We start from the raw sequence: 15,118 nt of genomic DNA, 5'->3' as shown, positions 1-15,118 counted from the left end.
CGCTGTCAACATTCAGTTTTTGGAAACCTTGTCGCTGCTTGCCTTGCCTGGTCTTTTACACCAGCTCCGCTTGCGGCGACTTTGTTATATTAACATAACTCACGAGTCATGTCAATATGCTTTTTTTGGAGCCCCCGTGGGGGGCAGCTTTTATATGATAGCATGGCGTCGCGCCTACTGTCAAGGGAGGTTGCTGCCATTTTCACAATTATCGTAATATATTTTGTTCGCTTCGGAGGAAAATATGCAGAGCATACTAAAGGCGCCCTATTGGGGGCGCCTTTAGGGGTTTCTCTGACCTGCTGTCAGTCTGTTTCGACTTTCTTTTCGACGGCCGCCACAGCCACCAATTTGTCGTTCTCGTCAATGCGCATTAGCCTGACGCCCTGGGTGTTGCGGCTGATGACCGATATTTCCTCGATGTCGATACGGATTACGATGCCGTCGCCGGTGATGAGCATTATTTCTTGGCCCGGGCGGACGACTTTGATGCCGACGACTTTGCCGGTCTTGTCGGTTATTTTGTTGTTGATTATGCCGACGCCACCCCTGGTCTGGGCGCGGTATTCGTCAATGGCGGTCCGTTTGCCATAGCCGGACTCGGTGACGGTCAGGAGCTCGCCGTCCTGCTTGACCGTCTCCATGCCGACAACATAGTCCCCTTTGCGCAGGGCAATGCCGCGCATACCTCGCGTGGCTCGACCCATCGGGCGGACGTCGCCTTCCGCGAAGTTGATGGCCATGCCTTTCTCCGTGCCAAGGAGAACGTGCATTTCGCCGTTGGTAAGCTTGACGTCGATGAGGTCGTCGTCTTCGTCGAGGACGATGGCGATAAGGCCGCCGCGGCGGGCGGTGTCGTATTCCATCAGCCCGGTTTTTTTGACGACGCCCTTCTTGGTGGCCATGAACAGGAAGCGACGATCGTCAAATTCTTTGACCGAGACGACGGCGGTGACCTTCTCTCTGTTTTCCAGAGTGAGCAGGTTGACGATCGCCGTGCCTTTTGCGGTACGGCTGGCTTCGGGGATTTCGTAGGCTTTCAGCCGGTAAACCCGTCCGCGGTTGGTGAAGAAGAGGATGTTGTGATGGGTTGTGGCCACAAAGAGGTGCTCGACGAAGTCCTCTTCTTTGGTGCCCATGCCGGTGACTCCCCGGCCGCCGCGCCGTTGGCTGCGGTAGGTGTCGACAGGCAGCCGTTTGATGTAGCCGCCGTGGGTGAGGGTGATGACCACGTCTTCCTCGGCGATGAGGTCTTCGACGTCGAATTTCGAAGTGTCGACGGTGATTACGGTGCGGCGTGCGTCGCCAAAACGTTTTTTGACGTCCTGCAATTCTTCCTTAATTATATCGAGCACTTTGCGCTCGTCGGCGAGAACGCCCTCAAGGTACTCGATTGTTTCGAGAACGTCTTTATATTCCTGCTCGATTTTTTCCCGTTCCAGGCCGGTGAGGCGCTGGAGGCGCATTTCGAGGATGGCCTGGGATTGCTTCTCGCTGAGGCTGAAGTTGGTCTGCAGGGCTTCGCGGGCAATGTCGACGGTACGTGACTGGCGGATGGTGGTGATGACTGCGTCCAGGTTGTCGAGGGCAATTTTCAGGCCTTCGAGGATGTGGGCGCGGTCTTTGGCCTTGGCCAGTTCGAATCTTGTGCGGCGGACGATGACGTCTTTCTGGTGCTCGAGGTAGTAGCGGATGACCTCGGCAAGGTTGAGGACGCGCGGCTGGCCGTCGACGAGGGCAAGCATGTTGACGCCGAAAGTCTCCTGCATCTGGGTGTGCTTGTAGAGCTGGTTGAGAATAATGTCGGCATTGACGTCCCGCCGGAGCTCGATGACGATGCGCATGCCGGTGCGGTCGCTCTCGTCGCGGAGGTCGGTGATGCCGTCGATGACCTTGTCCCTGACGAGGGCGGCGATGTTTTCGATGAGGCGCGCTTTGTTGACCTGATAAGGTATCTCGCTGACGAGGATGCGGTATTTGCCGTTGGCCATTTTCTCGATCCGGGCCTGGGCGCGCATTTTTATTGAACCCCGGCCGGTGTTGTAGGCGTCCCTGATGCCGGCGTGGCCGAGGATCAGGCCGGCGGTGGGAAAGTCGGGGCCTTTGATGACGGTCATCAGTTCTTTGACGGTGACCTCCGGGTTGTCGATCATCATGCAGACGCCGTCGACGACCTCGCCGAGGTTGTGGGGCGGAATGTTGGTGGCCATGCCCACGGCGATGCCGGCCGAGCCGTTGATGAGGAGGTTGGGGACCTTGGACGGCAGGACGCTGGGCTCTTTCATGGATTCGTCGTAGTTGGGGACGAAGTTTACGGTATCTTTGTCGATATCGGCTAGCATTTCCTCGGCGATGCGCGACATGCGCACTTCGGTGTAACGCATGGCCGCAGCCGAGTCGCCGTCGACCGAGCCGAAGTTGCCGTGGCCGTCGACCAGCATGTAGCGGATGGAAAAGTCCTGGGCCATGCGGACGGTGGCGTCGTAAACGGAGGAGTCGCCGTGAGGGTGGTATTTACCGAGAACTTCACCGACGATGCGCGCCGATTTTTTATGAGGCTTGTTGGGCGCCATGCCGGCTTCGTGCATCGCGTACAGTATCCGCCGGTGAACGGGCTTCAGTCCATCCCGAACGTCGGGCAGCGCCCGCATGACGATTACGCTCATGGCGTAATTTATGTAGGAGTTTTTCATCTCCTCTTCGATTTTTATAGGCAGGACTTTCCCCAATCCAAAATCCACGTTCTCACCTCTAAAAGTAGTTGCGTATTTTACCCTGACCTATATATTTTCCCTCTGGATGGTAAAAAATCCTGCCTGGTGTATTTATTGAGTGTATAGCTTTTTCCTGCGGCCTATTTCTCCATTTCCCACCACCATAGCAGCGAAACGCAGAAAACCAGCCACGTGCCGCCGGCGAAGTAGCCGCCCAGCACGTCGCTGGGATAGTGGACGCCGAGATAGATGCGGCTGAAGCCGATGACACTCACCAGCACGGCCGCGAGACTATATACGAAAAGCTGCATCGGCAGCCGCCGGATGTGGCGGCAGAGAAGGTAGGCGACCATGCCGTAGAAGCATAGGGAGACCATGGCGTGGCCGCTGGGAAAGCTGTAACCGGCGGCGTTGATGACTTTAAAGAGGTCGGGGCGGGCCCGTTCAAACAGGTGCTTAAGTAAAAAGTTCAGCGTCGAAGCGCCGCCCAGGCAGATGAGGAGCGTTATGGTCTCGCGCCGTTTCCGCAGCCACAGCAGCCAACCGGCGGCAAGCGGCGCAAGGACGGCGTACACTACTCCCGATCCAAAGGCGGTGACGACGATCATCGCCTGGTCGGCCGCCGGTGTGGCGAAGGTGCGGACAAGCCAGATAACGGCCCTGTCGACAAGATCGGCTTCCTGATGGTAGATGGTTTCCTCGGTGAGGTGGACGAACAGCGTTAGCAGAAATCCGCAGACGGCCAGGCCGGCGAGGGCGTATATCCCCGGCCATCGCTCCCGGTTGTCGCGCAGCACGGCCAGTATTCGCCCGAACAGGGGCTTACGCCGCAGGTAACCGGCCAGCCGCCATACGCTCCAGGCCGCCGCCAGCATCGCCGCGCTTGCTGCGCCACCCAGCAGCCATACAAACATCCCGGCCAGCGGCGACCCGGGCGGCAGGACGAGCCTAACGGAAGAGGCCGCAGCGGCGACGGGGTCGGCATGGAAATGGCCGCCGAGGACGAGCAGCGGGCCTTCAACCCGGCCGCCGGGGCGGAGAAAGACGCTGCCGCCGATGACGGCCAACCACCCGTCAACCCGGCCGGAGACGATCGCGTCGCCGTCGACGACGAGCAGTTTGCCGACCGTCTGCGCCGGATCGACGACGATGGTGCCCTGCGAGAAACCGCCCGGTCTTTCCTGCTCGGGCTTTTTAAATTGCGATAAGGCAAGAAGCACGGCCGCCAGCAGCAGGAGCGCAATGATGCCGGTCAACCATCGGCGTGTCGCTTTCATCTCCGCACCATGTCAGTCGCCGCGCACGTCAGCGAAGATTACCGCCGGAGTGCCGGCGGTAAATATTTTCGGCTCCAGCCGCCGCAGTTCTTCAACAACCCATTCCGGTTCGCGGGCTGCGAGCAGCCGGAGGGCCTCCGCCGCCGAGTCGGCCTGGACGACCGCAACCGCGTCGGTATAACAGGATTGGTGGACATTAGGTTCGTTCATCATGCTCCAGCTGTGGAGGCGGCGGTTGTGCCGCCACAGGAATATCTTCATTATGGATTCTCCCTTTCGTCTAAAGCAGGCGGGCCAGACCAATCCCCAGCCAGGTGGCGAAAAAGCCGACGATAACGTTGAGCGCCAGATTATATGCCGCCAGTGCAGTTTGGGCATCCTCCAACAGCTTGAAAGTTTCGTAGCTGAATGATGAAAAAGTGGTCAATCCGCCGATGAAGCCGACCGTCACGAAAAGTCGCCAGTGGGGACTGACTATGAACCGTTCGGTGGCAATAGTCATAAATGCGCCGATTATAAAACAGCCCACGACATTGGCGATTAGCGTACCGTGTGGGAAGGCGGCGCCGAAGCGGTCCGCGGCCCACTGCGACACCAGGTAGCGGGCAACCGCCCCCAGGCTGCCGCCGATAGCAACGGCGACGATTTTCAGCATCGGATGTCCTCGCTTTTTCCGGCCTTGCTACCGTTTGGGCGGTTTGCGGCCGTATTTGATGACCTCGATATCATCGATGGTGACCATCCCTTCCTGCACCATTTCGTCCAGGTAGGGCAACAGCTTGGCGATGTATTCCCCGCTATCGACGATCTCCACGAGCACCGGCAGGTCGGACGAAAGGTCGACAATTCTGGCCGTATGGATGCGGCTGTTGGCGCCATAGCCTTCCATGCCACGGAAAACGGTGGCCCCGGCCATATCGAGCTCCTTGGCTTTGCGGACGATAGCGTGGTAAAGCGGCAGCCCCTGCCATCTGTCGGCCTCGCCGACGTAAATGCGTAACCGTTTGGCCATACTGGTGATCTTCGGCATCTTATCGCCCCCTTGCTTGCCTTCCTTTATTCCTTTTGCCCCGGCAAGTTTCCTCCCGAAACAAAGGATAATCTTTCCACAGGCGCGAATGGTTATATTATCCCCCTATGACCGGAGGTACTATGGAGAGACTCACCTGCCCGCTCATCGAGTTCGGCTGCCGACGCGAACGCTGCGCCTGGTGGGACGAAAAGGCTCGGGAGTGTGCCATTCTGACCGCCGTGCGAACCTTGAAGGACATCAAGGGTTCGCTTGCGCGGATGGAGGGTGCGGCGAAACGCGACAATTAACACTTCTGAGCGGCGGAAAAACTCTGGGCACGCGCCCAGAGTTTTTTCGTCTTCCGCGTTTACAGGCTGCCGGCCTCGGGAGGGCGAAACGCCGTCTCAGGCAGCGCCAGCAGCTCGTCGATCACGGCGAGCATCGTCGGCTTGTCTTCCGGCAGCCGGCCGTTGACATAGGCGTAGTTCGAGCCGTGGTCACTGTAGAGCTGGCTGGTGACGGCGAGGTTGCCGATGAGCAGCGCCGTCTCCCGCAGCGCCTCATGCGGGGAAAGGAGGCCGAACCGGCCCCGCCGGTAGTCGTCGTATAGGGGCGTGCCGGGGGTGGGGATATAGGTGCGCAGTCTGATAAAGTCCGGGTTTATCGCGTTGAGGACGGCGGCGCTGGCGGCGGCGTGTTCGCGGCTCCTCTCGCGCCCGCCGATGCCGATCAGCACATACTCGCTCAGTTCCATTCCGGCCGCTTTGACCTTTAGGCCGGCCGCGATGATTTCGGCCGCCGTCGCACCTTTCTGGACGCGGGCCAGGACTGCGTCGTCGCCGCTCTCCATCCCGGAATGGATCCGGCTCAGGCCGGCTTCCCTGAGCAGCCGCAGCTCTTCGGCCGGCTTCAGGTTGATGAACCGGGCCGAGCCGTAGCTGGTAACCCTTTTAAGCCGCGGAAAGAGCTCGCGGGCGCAGGCAAGGACTTCGAGCAGTTGCTCAGTCTTCATTAGTATGGTGTTGCCGTCCGGGAGGAAGATGGTTTCGACCTTGTCGCCATAATACTCTCTGGCGGCACGCAGGTCTTCCTTGATCTCCCCTACCGGCCGGATGCGGAAAGCCGTCCCTTTGTACATCGGGCAGAAAGTGCATTTGTTGTGGGGACAGCCGATCGTGCACTGGATCAAAAGGCTGCCCGCCTCGCTCGGCGGCCGGTATACCATTCCTTCGTAACGCATATCGGTCGCTGCCTCCTTTGTATTGCTTTGCTTTCTATAGTATATGTCTGCGGCGCCTCCACAATCGCCGGGGTCAGGCCAGACGATGGGCGACCAGCAGGATTGCCAGCGCAAAGAGACTGTAACGGTGAAAAATGCGCCGCGCCATGACGGCCGGATTGGCCTTGAGCCGCCAGCCGCTAACCAGCATATCCAGAACGCCAGCGGCGACAGCAACGCCCAATGCGGTTTTAAGGCTAAGCGGATGGAACTGCCACATCACAAAGATATGATACGGGGCAGTTAAGACCAACAGCGGGCCGATATAGGGGTGGCTGATGCGGGCGTACGCGACCGCCTGCCGCAGGCGCTGGGCGGCACCCGGCCGAAGCCCGCGGCGCTGCAGGTGGACAAAGGCGGTGCGCAGCAGATAGTAGCAGGAGGCGAGGATGACAAGCACCAAGGACAGCCGGGCGGAGATTATCGCCAGTTCGTAATCCATCGTGGCCCCCTAATTCTTTAGCACCAACGTGCCGTAGCCCCGGCGGCTGTGCTTCACGCCGGCGTCGGCGGCGTCGCCGATAGCCCAGATTACTTTGTTGTCGCCGATCTTCAGCGGTTTGTCCCTGCTGTCGCCGGTATTAAGCTTGCGTTTGACCTCCAGCACCAAAACGCCGTCCTTGTGGCTGCCGCCCGCCGCCGTAATGTCGGCAGTCCCTCCCTGTTTGTCGTCGGGCGGATGGGGGCCGACGACGCCGGTGCTGTACATATCGGAAATCACGGCTTGGCCATCTTTGACATAGCCGAAAATCATATCGGCGCCCTTCATTTTTTCCTCCGGGTCGATGCCGAGCGCCAGCCAGCCTTTCGTTTGCGCTTTGAGGGCCAGCATGACGCTGTCGCCCTCAATGCGGCTGAAGACTTCGAGCTCGCCGATTTTTTGCATCTGGGCGTACTCGCCGTCGCCGACTACGCCGTCGGCCTTCCACTCCTGGCTGATCGTCACCGGCGCAGGCGATGACGGCGCCGGCGGCTGGACGGGCGTTTTCTGACCACCGCAGCCAGCTAGGGCAAAAACCATTATCAGTGTTGCGAGAAGGGCACCCGGTATAGCTCTTGGCATAATAACCACCCTTCACTTGTTTTTGCAAAGTTTCCCCGGAACGGGCTGAAAACCCTCTTTCGCGCGGCAAAGTGGCGGCAGGATATTGTCATACGGCCCAGAACTTGGTTATATATGCCTCCAAGGAGGGATGCCGGTGAATCGGCTGCGTTTTGTCGTCTCTGTCGCCCTGCTGCTGGCGCTGGCTACAGGCCCTGTTTGCGCCGCGGGGTTGGCCGCCCACGCGCTGACCGTGGACGGCCGTGCGCGCAGCTACAATGTTTATGTTCCGTCCGGCTACGGCGGTCAACGGCCGCTGCCGGTCGTCGTCATGCTTCACGGCGCCGGCGCAACCGGGACAGGCGTGATCGCGGAGACCGCCTGGAGCGAAAAGGCCGAACAGCAAGGCTTTCTCGCCGTCTTTCCCGACGCCGTGCGCGCCGATCCTTCCACCCCGCCCGGTTTTCTTACCAATCCCCAGCTGTGGAACGACGGCTCTGGCCGCGGCCAGAGCTTCCTGGGCGGCGTCGACGACGTAAAATTCCTCGACCTGCTGCTGGCCGATCTGGCCATGAAGTACGCCGTCGATAAAAAGGCGGTCTTTCTGACCGGTTTTTCCAACGGAGCGTCGCTCGTTTTTCGGGCGGCAACCCTCCTGCCCGATAGGATCGCCGCCATCGCTCCCGTAGCGGGCCCGTACTGGCCGCTGCCATCCGCCCCTAACCGCCGTCTGCACGTGCCGACGCTGTTCATCGTCGGCACGGCCGATCCGTTTAATCCCTGGGGCGGCGGCCCAATAAACCACCCCTGGGGCTCCTTCACCCAGCCGCCCCTTCTGGACGGGCTGCGAGCATGGGCAGCGCTCACCGGCTGCGAGGGCGGCCTGGAGCCGGCTGCCGGCCGCCAGGGCGTGCGTTCGCTGGCCTGCGCTTCCTTCCCGATGCGGGTTTATCTTGTCGAAGGCCTCGGTCACATGTGGCCGGGCGGCACACCTCAGTTCCCGGCATCCTATATCGGCACCGATCCGGGCACCCTGCCCGCCACCGACGTCATCTGGGAGTTCTTCGCGGCAATAATGGCCAATAAGCGTTAGGAGGCAGTCATGCTGGTCAAAGGCTTTTTCGCCGCCTACCTCATTCTGTGGTTCTATCTCGCCTTCGAGCCGCTCGATCGCTTCGACTGGGTGCTCGACAACCTGCTCGTCTTTCTCCTCGGGCCGCCCTTCCTCTATTCGGCCCGCCGCTTCCGGTTTTCCGACCGGTCGTACATTCTCATTATCGTCTACCTGATGCTCTGCGCGGTCGGCGCCCACTGGTCCTACAGCTTCGTGCCCGCCGGCGACTGGCTCAAAGAGAGCTTGGGCCTCGGCCGCAACCACTACGACCGCATTGTCCACTTTTCATTCGGCCTGCTGCTCGCCTACCCGCTCAAGGAGTGGCTGGAGCGGGTGGCCAAGGTGGCTCCTCCCTGGCCGTATTTCTTCTCTCCCCTTCTGCTCGTCGCCGTGAGCGCTATTTTCGAATGCATCGAAGCCATCGTGGTGGAGATGGTCAACCCCGAGCTTGGCGTGATTTTCCTCGGCGCCCAGGGCGATATCTGGGACGCCCAGAAGGACATAATCGTCGCCCTTTACGGCGGCGCCCTGGCGATGCTTGCGGCCCGGCTGACGTCCGTCGCCAGGCGTACACCGCCCAAAGATCTGAATTTCTGAGGAGGCATCAATTTGAACTACGACTTTGACGCAATCATCGAGCGCCGCGGCACCGGCTGCGAAAAATGGGACGAGCTTGTCGAGATTTTCGGCACAGATGAGGTGTTGCCTTTCTGGGTGGCCGATATGGACTTCGCCGCCGCGCCCGGGATATTGGCCGCCGTACGGGCAAAGGCCGCACACCCCGTGTACGGCTACCACGCCAAGGAGGAGTCCTTCTTCCAGGCGGCGATGGACTGGGAGCGCCGCCGCCACGGCTGGACGATCGGGCGGGACTGGATCGTAAATACGCCGGGGGTGGTCTCTTCGCTCGGCGCCGCGGTACTGGCCCTCACCGACCCTGGCGATAAAATCGTTATCCAGCCGCCGGTATACCCGCCATTCTTTTCCTGCGTGACCCGCAACGGCCGCCAGGTGGTTGAGAACCCCCTGCGGGAGCGCGGCGGCCGTTGGGAGATGGACCTGGCCGACCTGGAAAACAAGCTCGGTCCCGACGTAAAGATGTTTGTCCTCTGCAGCCCCCATAATCCGGTAGGCCGGGTGTGGACTAAGGAGGAGTTGCTGGCCATCGGAGAGGTGTGCCTCCGTCACGACATTACCATCGTCGCCGACGAGATTCACTGCGACCTGATGTTCCGCGGACACCGCCACATTCCTTTCGCCACTCTGGGCCCGGCGCTCGCCGCCCGCACCGTGACCTTCTTCTCCCCCAGCAAAACCTTCAACATCGCCGGCACGTACACTTCGCTGGCCGTCGTATCCGACCAGGAACGGCGCGCAAAGTACTGCGCATTGCTTGCCGGCCTCGGCATCAGCTCCGGCAACCTCTTCGGCCTGGCGGCGGCCGAGGCGGCCTTCAAGACGGGTGAGGACTGGCTCGACAGCCTGCTGCCGTATCTGGAGACCAACGCGGACTTACTCGCGGAGTTCGTGGGCCGCGAGATGCCCGGCGTAAAAGTAACGAAGCCGGAAGGCACCTACTTGGCATGGCTCGACTTCCGTGGCCGCTTCGCCGCCCACGGTGAGCTGAAAAAGTTTTTGGTCGCGGAGGCCAAGGTGGGCCTGAACGACGGATTATCCTTCGGCCGGCAAGGCGAATGCTTTGCACGCTTCAACTTCGCCTGCCCGCGCGCGCTGATGCTGGAAGGGTTATCCCGCATCGCCGCCGCGCTGAAGAAGCGGGGGTAAAGGAAAATCGCAAAGACCGTACGGCTGAAGCCGTACGGTCTTTTTTTATCTGTCCAAATATTTTTTGAAGCCCTTATACTTATCCGGCGTAAACCCTATGCTGGCGTAAAAGCGGTGGGCGTCCTCGCGCCAGTCGATCGAGACGAAGAAGACGTAGTAGCAACCTCGCCGCCGGGCCTCGGCTTCCAGTTCGTCCCACAGCCGCCGCGCCACCCCCTGCCGCCTCGCCGCCCGGGCGACAATGACGTTTTCCACCACCAGGAAAGGCTGGCAGCAGCCGACAATATCGAGACAGACAATGCCCATCATGAAGCCGACAAGCACGCCGTCCCGCTTGGCGCCGAGCAGGATGTATTCCCCGCCGCCGGCCATGCGCCGGAAGTTGGCCGCCATGAGCGTTTCGTCGGTTGGGTCGTCGGTCAGTTCGGTGAACAGCGCGGCCAGCGCGGGCAGGTCTTCTTCGGCAAGCGGCGCAACAGCGATCAAGGCTGCGCCGCCCCCAGCCCGAGACGGCGGCGAAGGTCGGCGGCAAACCGGCCCTCCATCACGCCTGAGACCGGGCCGGTCATGAATACGTGTCCGTCCGGCCGGATGTCGATGTCGATGACCCCGCCCGGCATGCGAACCTTGACCGCCGGCCCGGTAAGCCCCAGCCGGTGGGCGACGCTGGCCGCGGCGCAACTGCTGCTCCCAGAGGCGAGGGTGTACCCGGCTCCCCGTTCCCAGATCTCGATCTGGATGTTGGCCCGGTCGACGACCTTGAGAAACTGGACGTTGGTCCGCCTGGGGAACAGCGGATGATTTTCGACCAAGGGTCCAAGTTTTTCGGCCGTTTCCCGGGAAATATCGTCAAGAAGAATGACGCAGTGGGGGTTTCCCATCGAAACGCAATTGACGGCGTAGTCGACGGCGTCGATAGCAAGCTTCTCGCCGAGAATCTCGCGCGGCGGGCCGCCTGCCGGCAGATCGGCGCTGCTAAAGCTGGCAGCGCCCATGTCTACCTTGATGAGGCTGGCCGCTTCGTCGAGCACCGCGACGGCGACCGTGCCGCCGGCGGTAACGAGCGTAAACTCCTTGCTTTGTACATAGCCTGTTTCCACGAGGTAGCGGGAGAATATGCGGATGCCGTTGCCGCTTTTTTCCGCCTCGCTGCCGTCGGGATTGAGTATCCTAAGCCGCATCTTGCCGTCTCCCAGCAGAGGCCCATAAAGGATGCCGTCCGAGCCGACGCCGAAATTGCGGTGGCAGATGAGGCGGATATTCTCTTCCGTCAGCGCCAGGCTGCTTTTGTTGGGGTCAACGACGATGTAATCGTTGCCGAGGGCGTGGTATTTGTAGAAATCGGCCGTCATATCCATCCCTCCAAAATATCTTGCTTATTTTTTCAACGCTTGTTCTATGTCTCCGATAATATCGTCGGGATGCTCTATCCCCGCCGACAACCTTATCAAACTGGGCGTAACCCCCATGCGCAGTTTGCGTTCGCGCGGCACCGAGCCGTGGGACATGACGTCGGGCAGGTTGACGAGCGTCTCGACTCCGCCCAGACTGTCGCCCAAAACGCAGAGCTTCGTCCGCGACAAAAAGGCGCGGGCGAAATCGCCGTCGCCGAGGTCAAAGGAGACGACGTTGCCTGTGCCCCGTGCCTGACGGAAGTGGAGGTCGTGGCCGGGATGATCGGCGAATCCGAGGTAATAGACTTTTTCCACCTCGGGACGGGCCCGCAGCCATTCGGCGACGACGCGGGCATTTTGCGCCTGCCGGTCCATGCGGATGCCGAGCGTCTTGAGGCCGCGCAGCAGCAGCCAGGAGTCCTGCGGCCCGAGTACGCCGCCGGTGGCGTTCTGGACGAAGTGCAGCTCCTCGGCCAGTTTTTCGTCCTTGACCACCACCACGCCGGCGAGTACGTCGCTGTGGCCGCCGATGAACTTGGTGGCGCTGTGGACGACGATATCCACCCCCAGGGCCATCGGCTGCTGAAGGTACGGGGACATGAAGGTGTTGTCGGCGATGGCGAGCAGGCCCCGGTCGTGGGCGAGGGCGGCAACGGCGGCAATGTCGGTGACCATGAGGGTCGGGTTGGAGGGTGTCTCGATGATCAGCGCTTTGGTCGCCGGGGTGATAGCGGCGGCGATGTCCGCCAGGTCGCCGAATTCCACGTAGCTGGCCGACAGCCCGAACCGTCCCAGCACCCGGTCGAGGACGCGGGAGGTGCCGCCGTAGAGGTTCTGGCTGGCGACGATATGGTCGCCGGCCTTGAAAAGATGCAGGACGGCCGTCATCGCCGCCATGCCCGAGGCGAAGGCGAACCCGCGGCAGCCGCCCTCAAGAAGGGCCATCTGCTCTTCGAGCGCGTGGCGGGTGGGGTTGGCGCCCCGCGAATATTGGTAGCCGCCCTGCTGTCCGACGGTGTGCTGGCGGAAGGTGGACACCTGATAAATGGGCGTGCTCACCGATCCTGTCGACGGATCGCCTTCGGCGCCGTGGATGAGCATCGTTTCAATTTTCATCGCGAATCTCTCCCGTATTAGTTTCGCCTAGCTTTTTATGCCCAGGTATGCCTTGCGCACCAGGGGATCGGCGATCAGGTCGCTGCCCGCTCCGGTAAGCAGCACGCGCCCCGTCTCGAGGACAAAAGCGTCGTCGGCCATCTCCAGGGCCTGAAAGGCGTTCTGCTCGGCGAGCAGAATGGTGGTTCCCTGAGCCTTAATTTCGCGGACCGTCTTGAAAACATTCTCCACGAGGAGGGGCGCAAGCCCCAGCGACGGTTCGTCGAGCAGCAGCAGCTTGGGCCGCGACATCAGCCCGCGGGCGATGGCGACCATCTGCTGCTCGCCGCCGGACAGCGTTCCGGCGTATTGCTTCAAGCGTTCCCGCAGGATAGGGAACAAGGCGTACATTTTTCCCAGGTCGGCCTCGATACCGTCTTTGTCGTTGCGGAGAAACGCCCCCATGAGGAGGTTCTCCTTCACCGTGAGGTTGGCGTACAGGCGACGCCGTTCGGGGACCAGGCAGATGCCCATGCCAAGCACTTCGTATGCTTTGGCCGGCAGCGGCCTCCCCTCGTAGGTTATCTGCCCGGAGGCAGGGGCCAGCAGGCCGGCCAGCGTCATCATCAGGGTCGATTTGCCCGCGCCGTTGGCGCCGATGACGGCCACGATGCGGCCGGGCTGAACGGACAGGCTGACGTCGCGGAGGGCGTGTATCTGGCCGTACTTCACGTTGAGGTTACTGACTTCTAACACGTTTGTATCCCTCCCCGAGGTAAGCTCTGAGCACATCCGGATTTGTCTGGATTTCGTCCGCCGAGCCTTCGGCCAGCTTGACGCCGAAGTCCAGGACAAATATCCTCTCGCACAGCTCCATCACGACATCCATGTGGTGCTCAATGAGCAAGATGGTCAGGTTGTGGCGGGCGTGAAGGGTGCGCACCAGGCCGGCCAGTTCCAGCGATTCTTCGGGATTCATGCCGGCGGCCGGCTCGTCGAGGAGCAGCAGCCTTGGCCTGAGAGCCAGGGCGCGGGCGATCTCGAGCTTGCGCTGCAGGCCGTATGGCAGGCTGTCGGCCCGCACTTCCGCCTTGTCGGCAAGACCGACTTCCTCGAGGCGCTCCATCGCCAGGGCGCAGATTTCCTTTTCGCGGCTCTTCACCCGCGGCGAGCGCACCAGCGCTTCGCTCAGAGCATAGTCGACCTCGTTGTCGACGGCGATGCGAACATTGTCGAGCACCGTCAGGTTGCGGAACAGACGGATATTCTGGAATGTGCGGGCAATGCCGTGCGCCACCACTTTATCGGGGCGAATGGCGGTAATATCCTTTCCGTTGAAAGCGATGCTGCCGGCGGTGGGCGCGTATACGCCGGTGATGAGGTTGAAAACGGTCGTTTTGCCGGCGCCGTTGGGGCCGATGAGGCCGGTTACCTGTCCCTGGGCGACCGACAGGCTGATGTCTTTGCAGGCGACGATGCCGCCAAAGTTCTTGGTGACCCCGTTAAGCTCGAGCATGCTCATTCTCCTGCCCCTCCTCCGGCGGCGGCCGGTTTTCTGCGGAAGCAGCGGACACAGCTCTGCCAGGAAATCTCCCGGAAGCCGAACAGGCCCTGGGGCCTGAAGACCATGATGGCCACAAGCAGGAAACCGTAGGCCACCAGCCGCCACATGCTGGCCATCCTGAGCGCCTCGGGCACGGCGACGAACAGCACCGCGGCCACCGTCGGCCCGGTGATGCTGCCCATCCCCCCGGCTACGACGCTGGCCGTAAGCTGGGTGGAGAGGGCGGCGGTGAACATGCCCGGCTGGATGAAGGAGACGTAGTGGGCAAAGAGGCCGCCGGCCAGACCGGCGCAGCCGGCGCTGAACACCAGCGACCGCATCCTGACCTGGAAGAGGTTGATGCCCATCATCTCGGCGGCGACGAAGTCCTCGCGCACCGCGATGGCTGCGCGCCCGTAGCGCGAATGGACGAAGTTGCGGGCCACCCACAGGACGAGGATGGTGAGGACGATTACGATGGGGAGAGTTGTCTCGCTGGCAATGCCTGGCAGGCCGCGGGCCCCCTGGGTGATGTCAAGGTTCTCCAGCAGCACCCGCACCGCCTCGCCGAAGCCGAGGGTGGCGATAGCGAAGTAGTCGCTGCGGAGCTTGGCTCGCAGCGTCGGATAGCCGATGATAACGCCGACCAGCGACGACACGGCGATGCCGGCCGTAAGCGCCGCCCAGAAGTTTACGTCGTAGAAATAGGTCAGTATGCCGGCCGTGTAGGCGCCAATAGCGAAGAATGCGGCGTGGCCGAGGGAAAAGAGGCCGGTAAATCCGGTGAAAACGGCCAGCCCCACCGTGGCAATGACATAGATCAGGCTGAATGTTATTATGCCGCTGACATATTCGAGCATGGC

At 61.4% G+C, this 15,118-nt stretch carries 18 protein-coding genes; 4 read left to right on the top strand and 14 right to left on the bottom strand.

Annotated features, from left to right (window positions below):
* Positions 1-305: 305 nt before the first annotated feature.
* The 5 genes from gyrA to RIN56_19765 form a co-directional block, all read right to left on the bottom strand.
* Positions 306-2,741, bottom strand: coding sequence for a DNA gyrase subunit A (gene gyrA, locus RIN56_19785; GenBank protein ID MDR7869038.1), 2,436 nt, complete (start codon positions 2,739-2,741; stop codon positions 306-308).
* A gap of 113 nt (positions 2,742-2,854) precedes the next feature.
* Positions 2,855-3,991 (bottom strand): phosphatase PAP2 family protein, encoded by a 1,137-nt coding sequence (locus RIN56_19780; protein ID MDR7869037.1) that lies wholly within the window; start codon positions 3,989-3,991, stop codon positions 2,855-2,857.
* A gap of 12 nt (positions 3,992-4,003) precedes the next feature.
* A complete protein-coding gene (locus RIN56_19775) occupies positions 4,004-4,252 on the bottom strand; it encodes a hypothetical protein (GenBank protein MDR7869036.1) in 249 nt (82 codons plus the stop codon).
* 19 nt (positions 4,253-4,271) lie between these two features.
* A complete protein-coding gene (gene crcB, locus RIN56_19770; GenBank protein ID MDR7869035.1) occupies positions 4,272-4,646 on the bottom strand; it encodes a fluoride efflux transporter CrcB in 375 nt (124 codons plus the stop codon).
* A gap of 27 nt (positions 4,647-4,673) precedes the next feature.
* A complete protein-coding gene (locus tag RIN56_19765; GenBank protein ID MDR7869034.1) occupies positions 4,674-5,021 on the bottom strand; it encodes a DUF190 domain-containing protein in 348 nt (115 codons plus the stop codon).
* Positions 5,022-5,143: 122 nt separating this feature from the next.
* Here RIN56_19765 and RIN56_19760 point away from each other — a divergent pair, with 122 nt between their 5' ends.
* The gene (locus RIN56_19760; GenBank protein ID MDR7869033.1) at positions 5,144-5,311 is read left to right on the top strand and encodes a hypothetical protein; all 168 of its coding nucleotides are present in this window, start codon (positions 5,144-5,146) and stop codon (positions 5,309-5,311) included.
* A gap of 59 nt (positions 5,312-5,370) precedes the next feature.
* On the opposite strand, the gene RIN56_19755 is transcribed toward RIN56_19760, so the two are convergent.
* The 3 genes from RIN56_19755 to RIN56_19745 form a co-directional block, all read right to left on the bottom strand.
* A complete protein-coding gene (locus RIN56_19755; GenBank protein ID MDR7869032.1) occupies positions 5,371-6,243 on the bottom strand; it encodes a radical SAM protein in 873 nt (290 codons plus the stop codon).
* A 73-nt stretch (positions 6,244-6,316) separates the two neighbouring features.
* On the bottom strand, positions 6,317-6,724 hold the full coding sequence (locus RIN56_19750; protein ID MDR7869031.1) for a hypothetical protein: 408 nt from the start codon (positions 6,722-6,724) through the stop codon (positions 6,317-6,319).
* A gap of 9 nt (positions 6,725-6,733) precedes the next feature.
* Positions 6,734-7,345, bottom strand: coding sequence for a DOMON domain-containing protein (locus RIN56_19745; GenBank protein ID MDR7869030.1), 612 nt, complete (start codon positions 7,343-7,345; stop codon positions 6,734-6,736).
* A 136-nt stretch (positions 7,346-7,481) separates the two neighbouring features.
* On the opposite strand from RIN56_19745, the gene RIN56_19740 reads away from it, so the two are divergent.
* Genes RIN56_19740 through RIN56_19730 form a run of 3 tightly spaced genes read left to right on the top strand, consistent with a single transcriptional unit; the run spans position 7,482 to position 10,223 of the window.
* Positions 7,482-8,417: a PHB depolymerase family esterase gene (locus RIN56_19740; GenBank protein ID MDR7869029.1), complete on the top strand. Its 936-nt coding sequence runs from the start codon at positions 7,482-7,484 to the stop codon at positions 8,415-8,417.
* A 9-nt stretch (positions 8,418-8,426) separates the two neighbouring features.
* Positions 8,427-9,035, top strand: coding sequence for a DUF2238 domain-containing protein (locus tag RIN56_19735; GenBank protein ID MDR7869028.1), 609 nt, complete (start codon positions 8,427-8,429; stop codon positions 9,033-9,035).
* Between the two features lie 12 nt (positions 9,036-9,047).
* Positions 9,048-10,223 (top strand): PatB family C-S lyase, encoded by a 1,176-nt coding sequence (locus RIN56_19730; protein MDR7869027.1) that lies wholly within the window; start codon positions 9,048-9,050, stop codon positions 10,221-10,223.
* A 45-nt stretch (positions 10,224-10,268) separates the two neighbouring features.
* Here RIN56_19730 and RIN56_19725 read toward each other — a convergent pair whose 3' ends face one another.
* From RIN56_19725 to RIN56_19700, 6 genes are read right to left on the bottom strand one after another with little or no spacing between them, the layout of a single operon-like run.
* On the bottom strand, positions 10,269-10,709 hold the full coding sequence (locus RIN56_19725; GenBank protein ID MDR7869026.1) for a GNAT family N-acetyltransferase: 441 nt from the start codon (positions 10,707-10,709) through the stop codon (positions 10,269-10,271).
* Positions 10,706-11,575, bottom strand: a complete 870-nt coding sequence (gene dapF, locus RIN56_19720; protein MDR7869025.1) for a diaminopimelate epimerase — start codon at positions 11,573-11,575, stop codon at positions 10,706-10,708. Before dapF ends, RIN56_19725 begins: the two co-directional genes overlap by 4 nt.
* A gap of 24 nt (positions 11,576-11,599) precedes the next feature.
* Positions 11,600-12,733: a PLP-dependent aspartate aminotransferase family protein gene (locus tag RIN56_19715; GenBank protein ID MDR7869024.1), complete on the bottom strand. Its 1,134-nt coding sequence runs from the start codon at positions 12,731-12,733 to the stop codon at positions 11,600-11,602.
* 27 nt (positions 12,734-12,760) lie between these two features.
* Positions 12,761-13,504, bottom strand: a complete 744-nt coding sequence (locus tag RIN56_19710) for an ABC transporter ATP-binding protein (GenBank protein ID MDR7869023.1) — start codon at positions 13,502-13,504, stop codon at positions 12,761-12,763.
* Positions 13,452-14,234, bottom strand: coding sequence for an ABC transporter ATP-binding protein (locus RIN56_19705; protein ID MDR7869022.1), 783 nt, complete (start codon positions 14,232-14,234; stop codon positions 13,452-13,454). Before RIN56_19705 ends, RIN56_19710 begins: the two co-directional genes overlap by 53 nt.
* A complete protein-coding gene (locus tag RIN56_19700; protein ID MDR7869021.1) occupies positions 14,231-15,115 on the bottom strand; it encodes a branched-chain amino acid ABC transporter permease in 885 nt (294 codons plus the stop codon). Before RIN56_19700 ends, RIN56_19705 begins: the two co-directional genes overlap by 4 nt.
* Between the last annotated feature and the right edge of the window lie 3 nt (positions 15,116-15,118).

It is taken from the genome of Sporomusaceae bacterium, from assembly GCA_031460455.1.
Classification (GTDB): Bacteria; Bacillota; Negativicutes; order Sporomusales; family UBA7701; genus Anaeroselena.
Note: the sequence above shows the minus strand (reverse complement) of the source record. Positions and strands in the feature narration are given on the sequence as shown.

Excerpts from the sequence above, each read along its gene's own strand:
- RIN56_19750 (MDR7869031.1), bottom strand. The coding sequence starts at position 6,724 with ATGGATTACGAACTGGCGATAATCTCCGCCCGGCTGTCCTTGGTGCTT.
- RIN56_19700 (MDR7869021.1), bottom strand. The coding sequence starts at position 15,115 with ATGCTCGAATATGTCAGCGGCATAATAACATTCAGCCTGATCTATGTC.
- RIN56_19765 (MDR7869034.1), bottom strand. The coding sequence starts at position 5,021 with ATGCCGAAGATCACCAGTATGGCCAAACGGTTACGCATTTACGTCGGC.
- RIN56_19710 (MDR7869023.1), bottom strand. The coding sequence starts at position 13,504 with ATGTGCTCAGAGCTTACCTCGGGGAGGGATACAAACGTGTTAGAAGTC.
- RIN56_19745 (MDR7869030.1), bottom strand. The coding sequence starts at position 7,345 with ATGCCAAGAGCTATACCGGGTGCCCTTCTCGCAACACTGATAATGGTT.
- crcB (MDR7869035.1), bottom strand. The coding sequence starts at position 4,646 with ATGCTGAAAATCGTCGCCGTTGCTATCGGCGGCAGCCTGGGGGCGGTT.
- RIN56_19780 (MDR7869037.1), bottom strand. The coding sequence starts at position 3,991 with ATGAAAGCGACACGCCGATGGTTGACCGGCATCATTGCGCTCCTGCTG.
- RIN56_19775 (MDR7869036.1), bottom strand. The coding sequence starts at position 4,252 with ATGAAGATATTCCTGTGGCGGCACAACCGCCGCCTCCACAGCTGGAGC.
- RIN56_19715 (MDR7869024.1), bottom strand. The coding sequence starts at position 12,733 with ATGAAAATTGAAACGATGCTCATCCACGGCGCCGAAGGCGATCCGTCG.
- RIN56_19755 (MDR7869032.1), bottom strand. The coding sequence starts at position 6,243 with ATGCGTTACGAAGGAATGGTATACCGGCCGCCGAGCGAGGCGGGCAGC.
- RIN56_19760 (MDR7869033.1), top strand. The coding sequence starts at position 5,144 with ATGGAGAGACTCACCTGCCCGCTCATCGAGTTCGGCTGCCGACGCGAA.
- RIN56_19705 (MDR7869022.1), bottom strand. The coding sequence starts at position 14,234 with ATGAGCATGCTCGAGCTTAACGGGGTCACCAAGAACTTTGGCGGCATC.
- RIN56_19735 (MDR7869028.1), top strand. The coding sequence starts at position 8,427 with ATGCTGGTCAAAGGCTTTTTCGCCGCCTACCTCATTCTGTGGTTCTAT.
- dapF (MDR7869025.1), bottom strand. The coding sequence starts at position 11,575 with ATGACGGCCGATTTCTACAAATACCACGCCCTCGGCAACGATTACATC.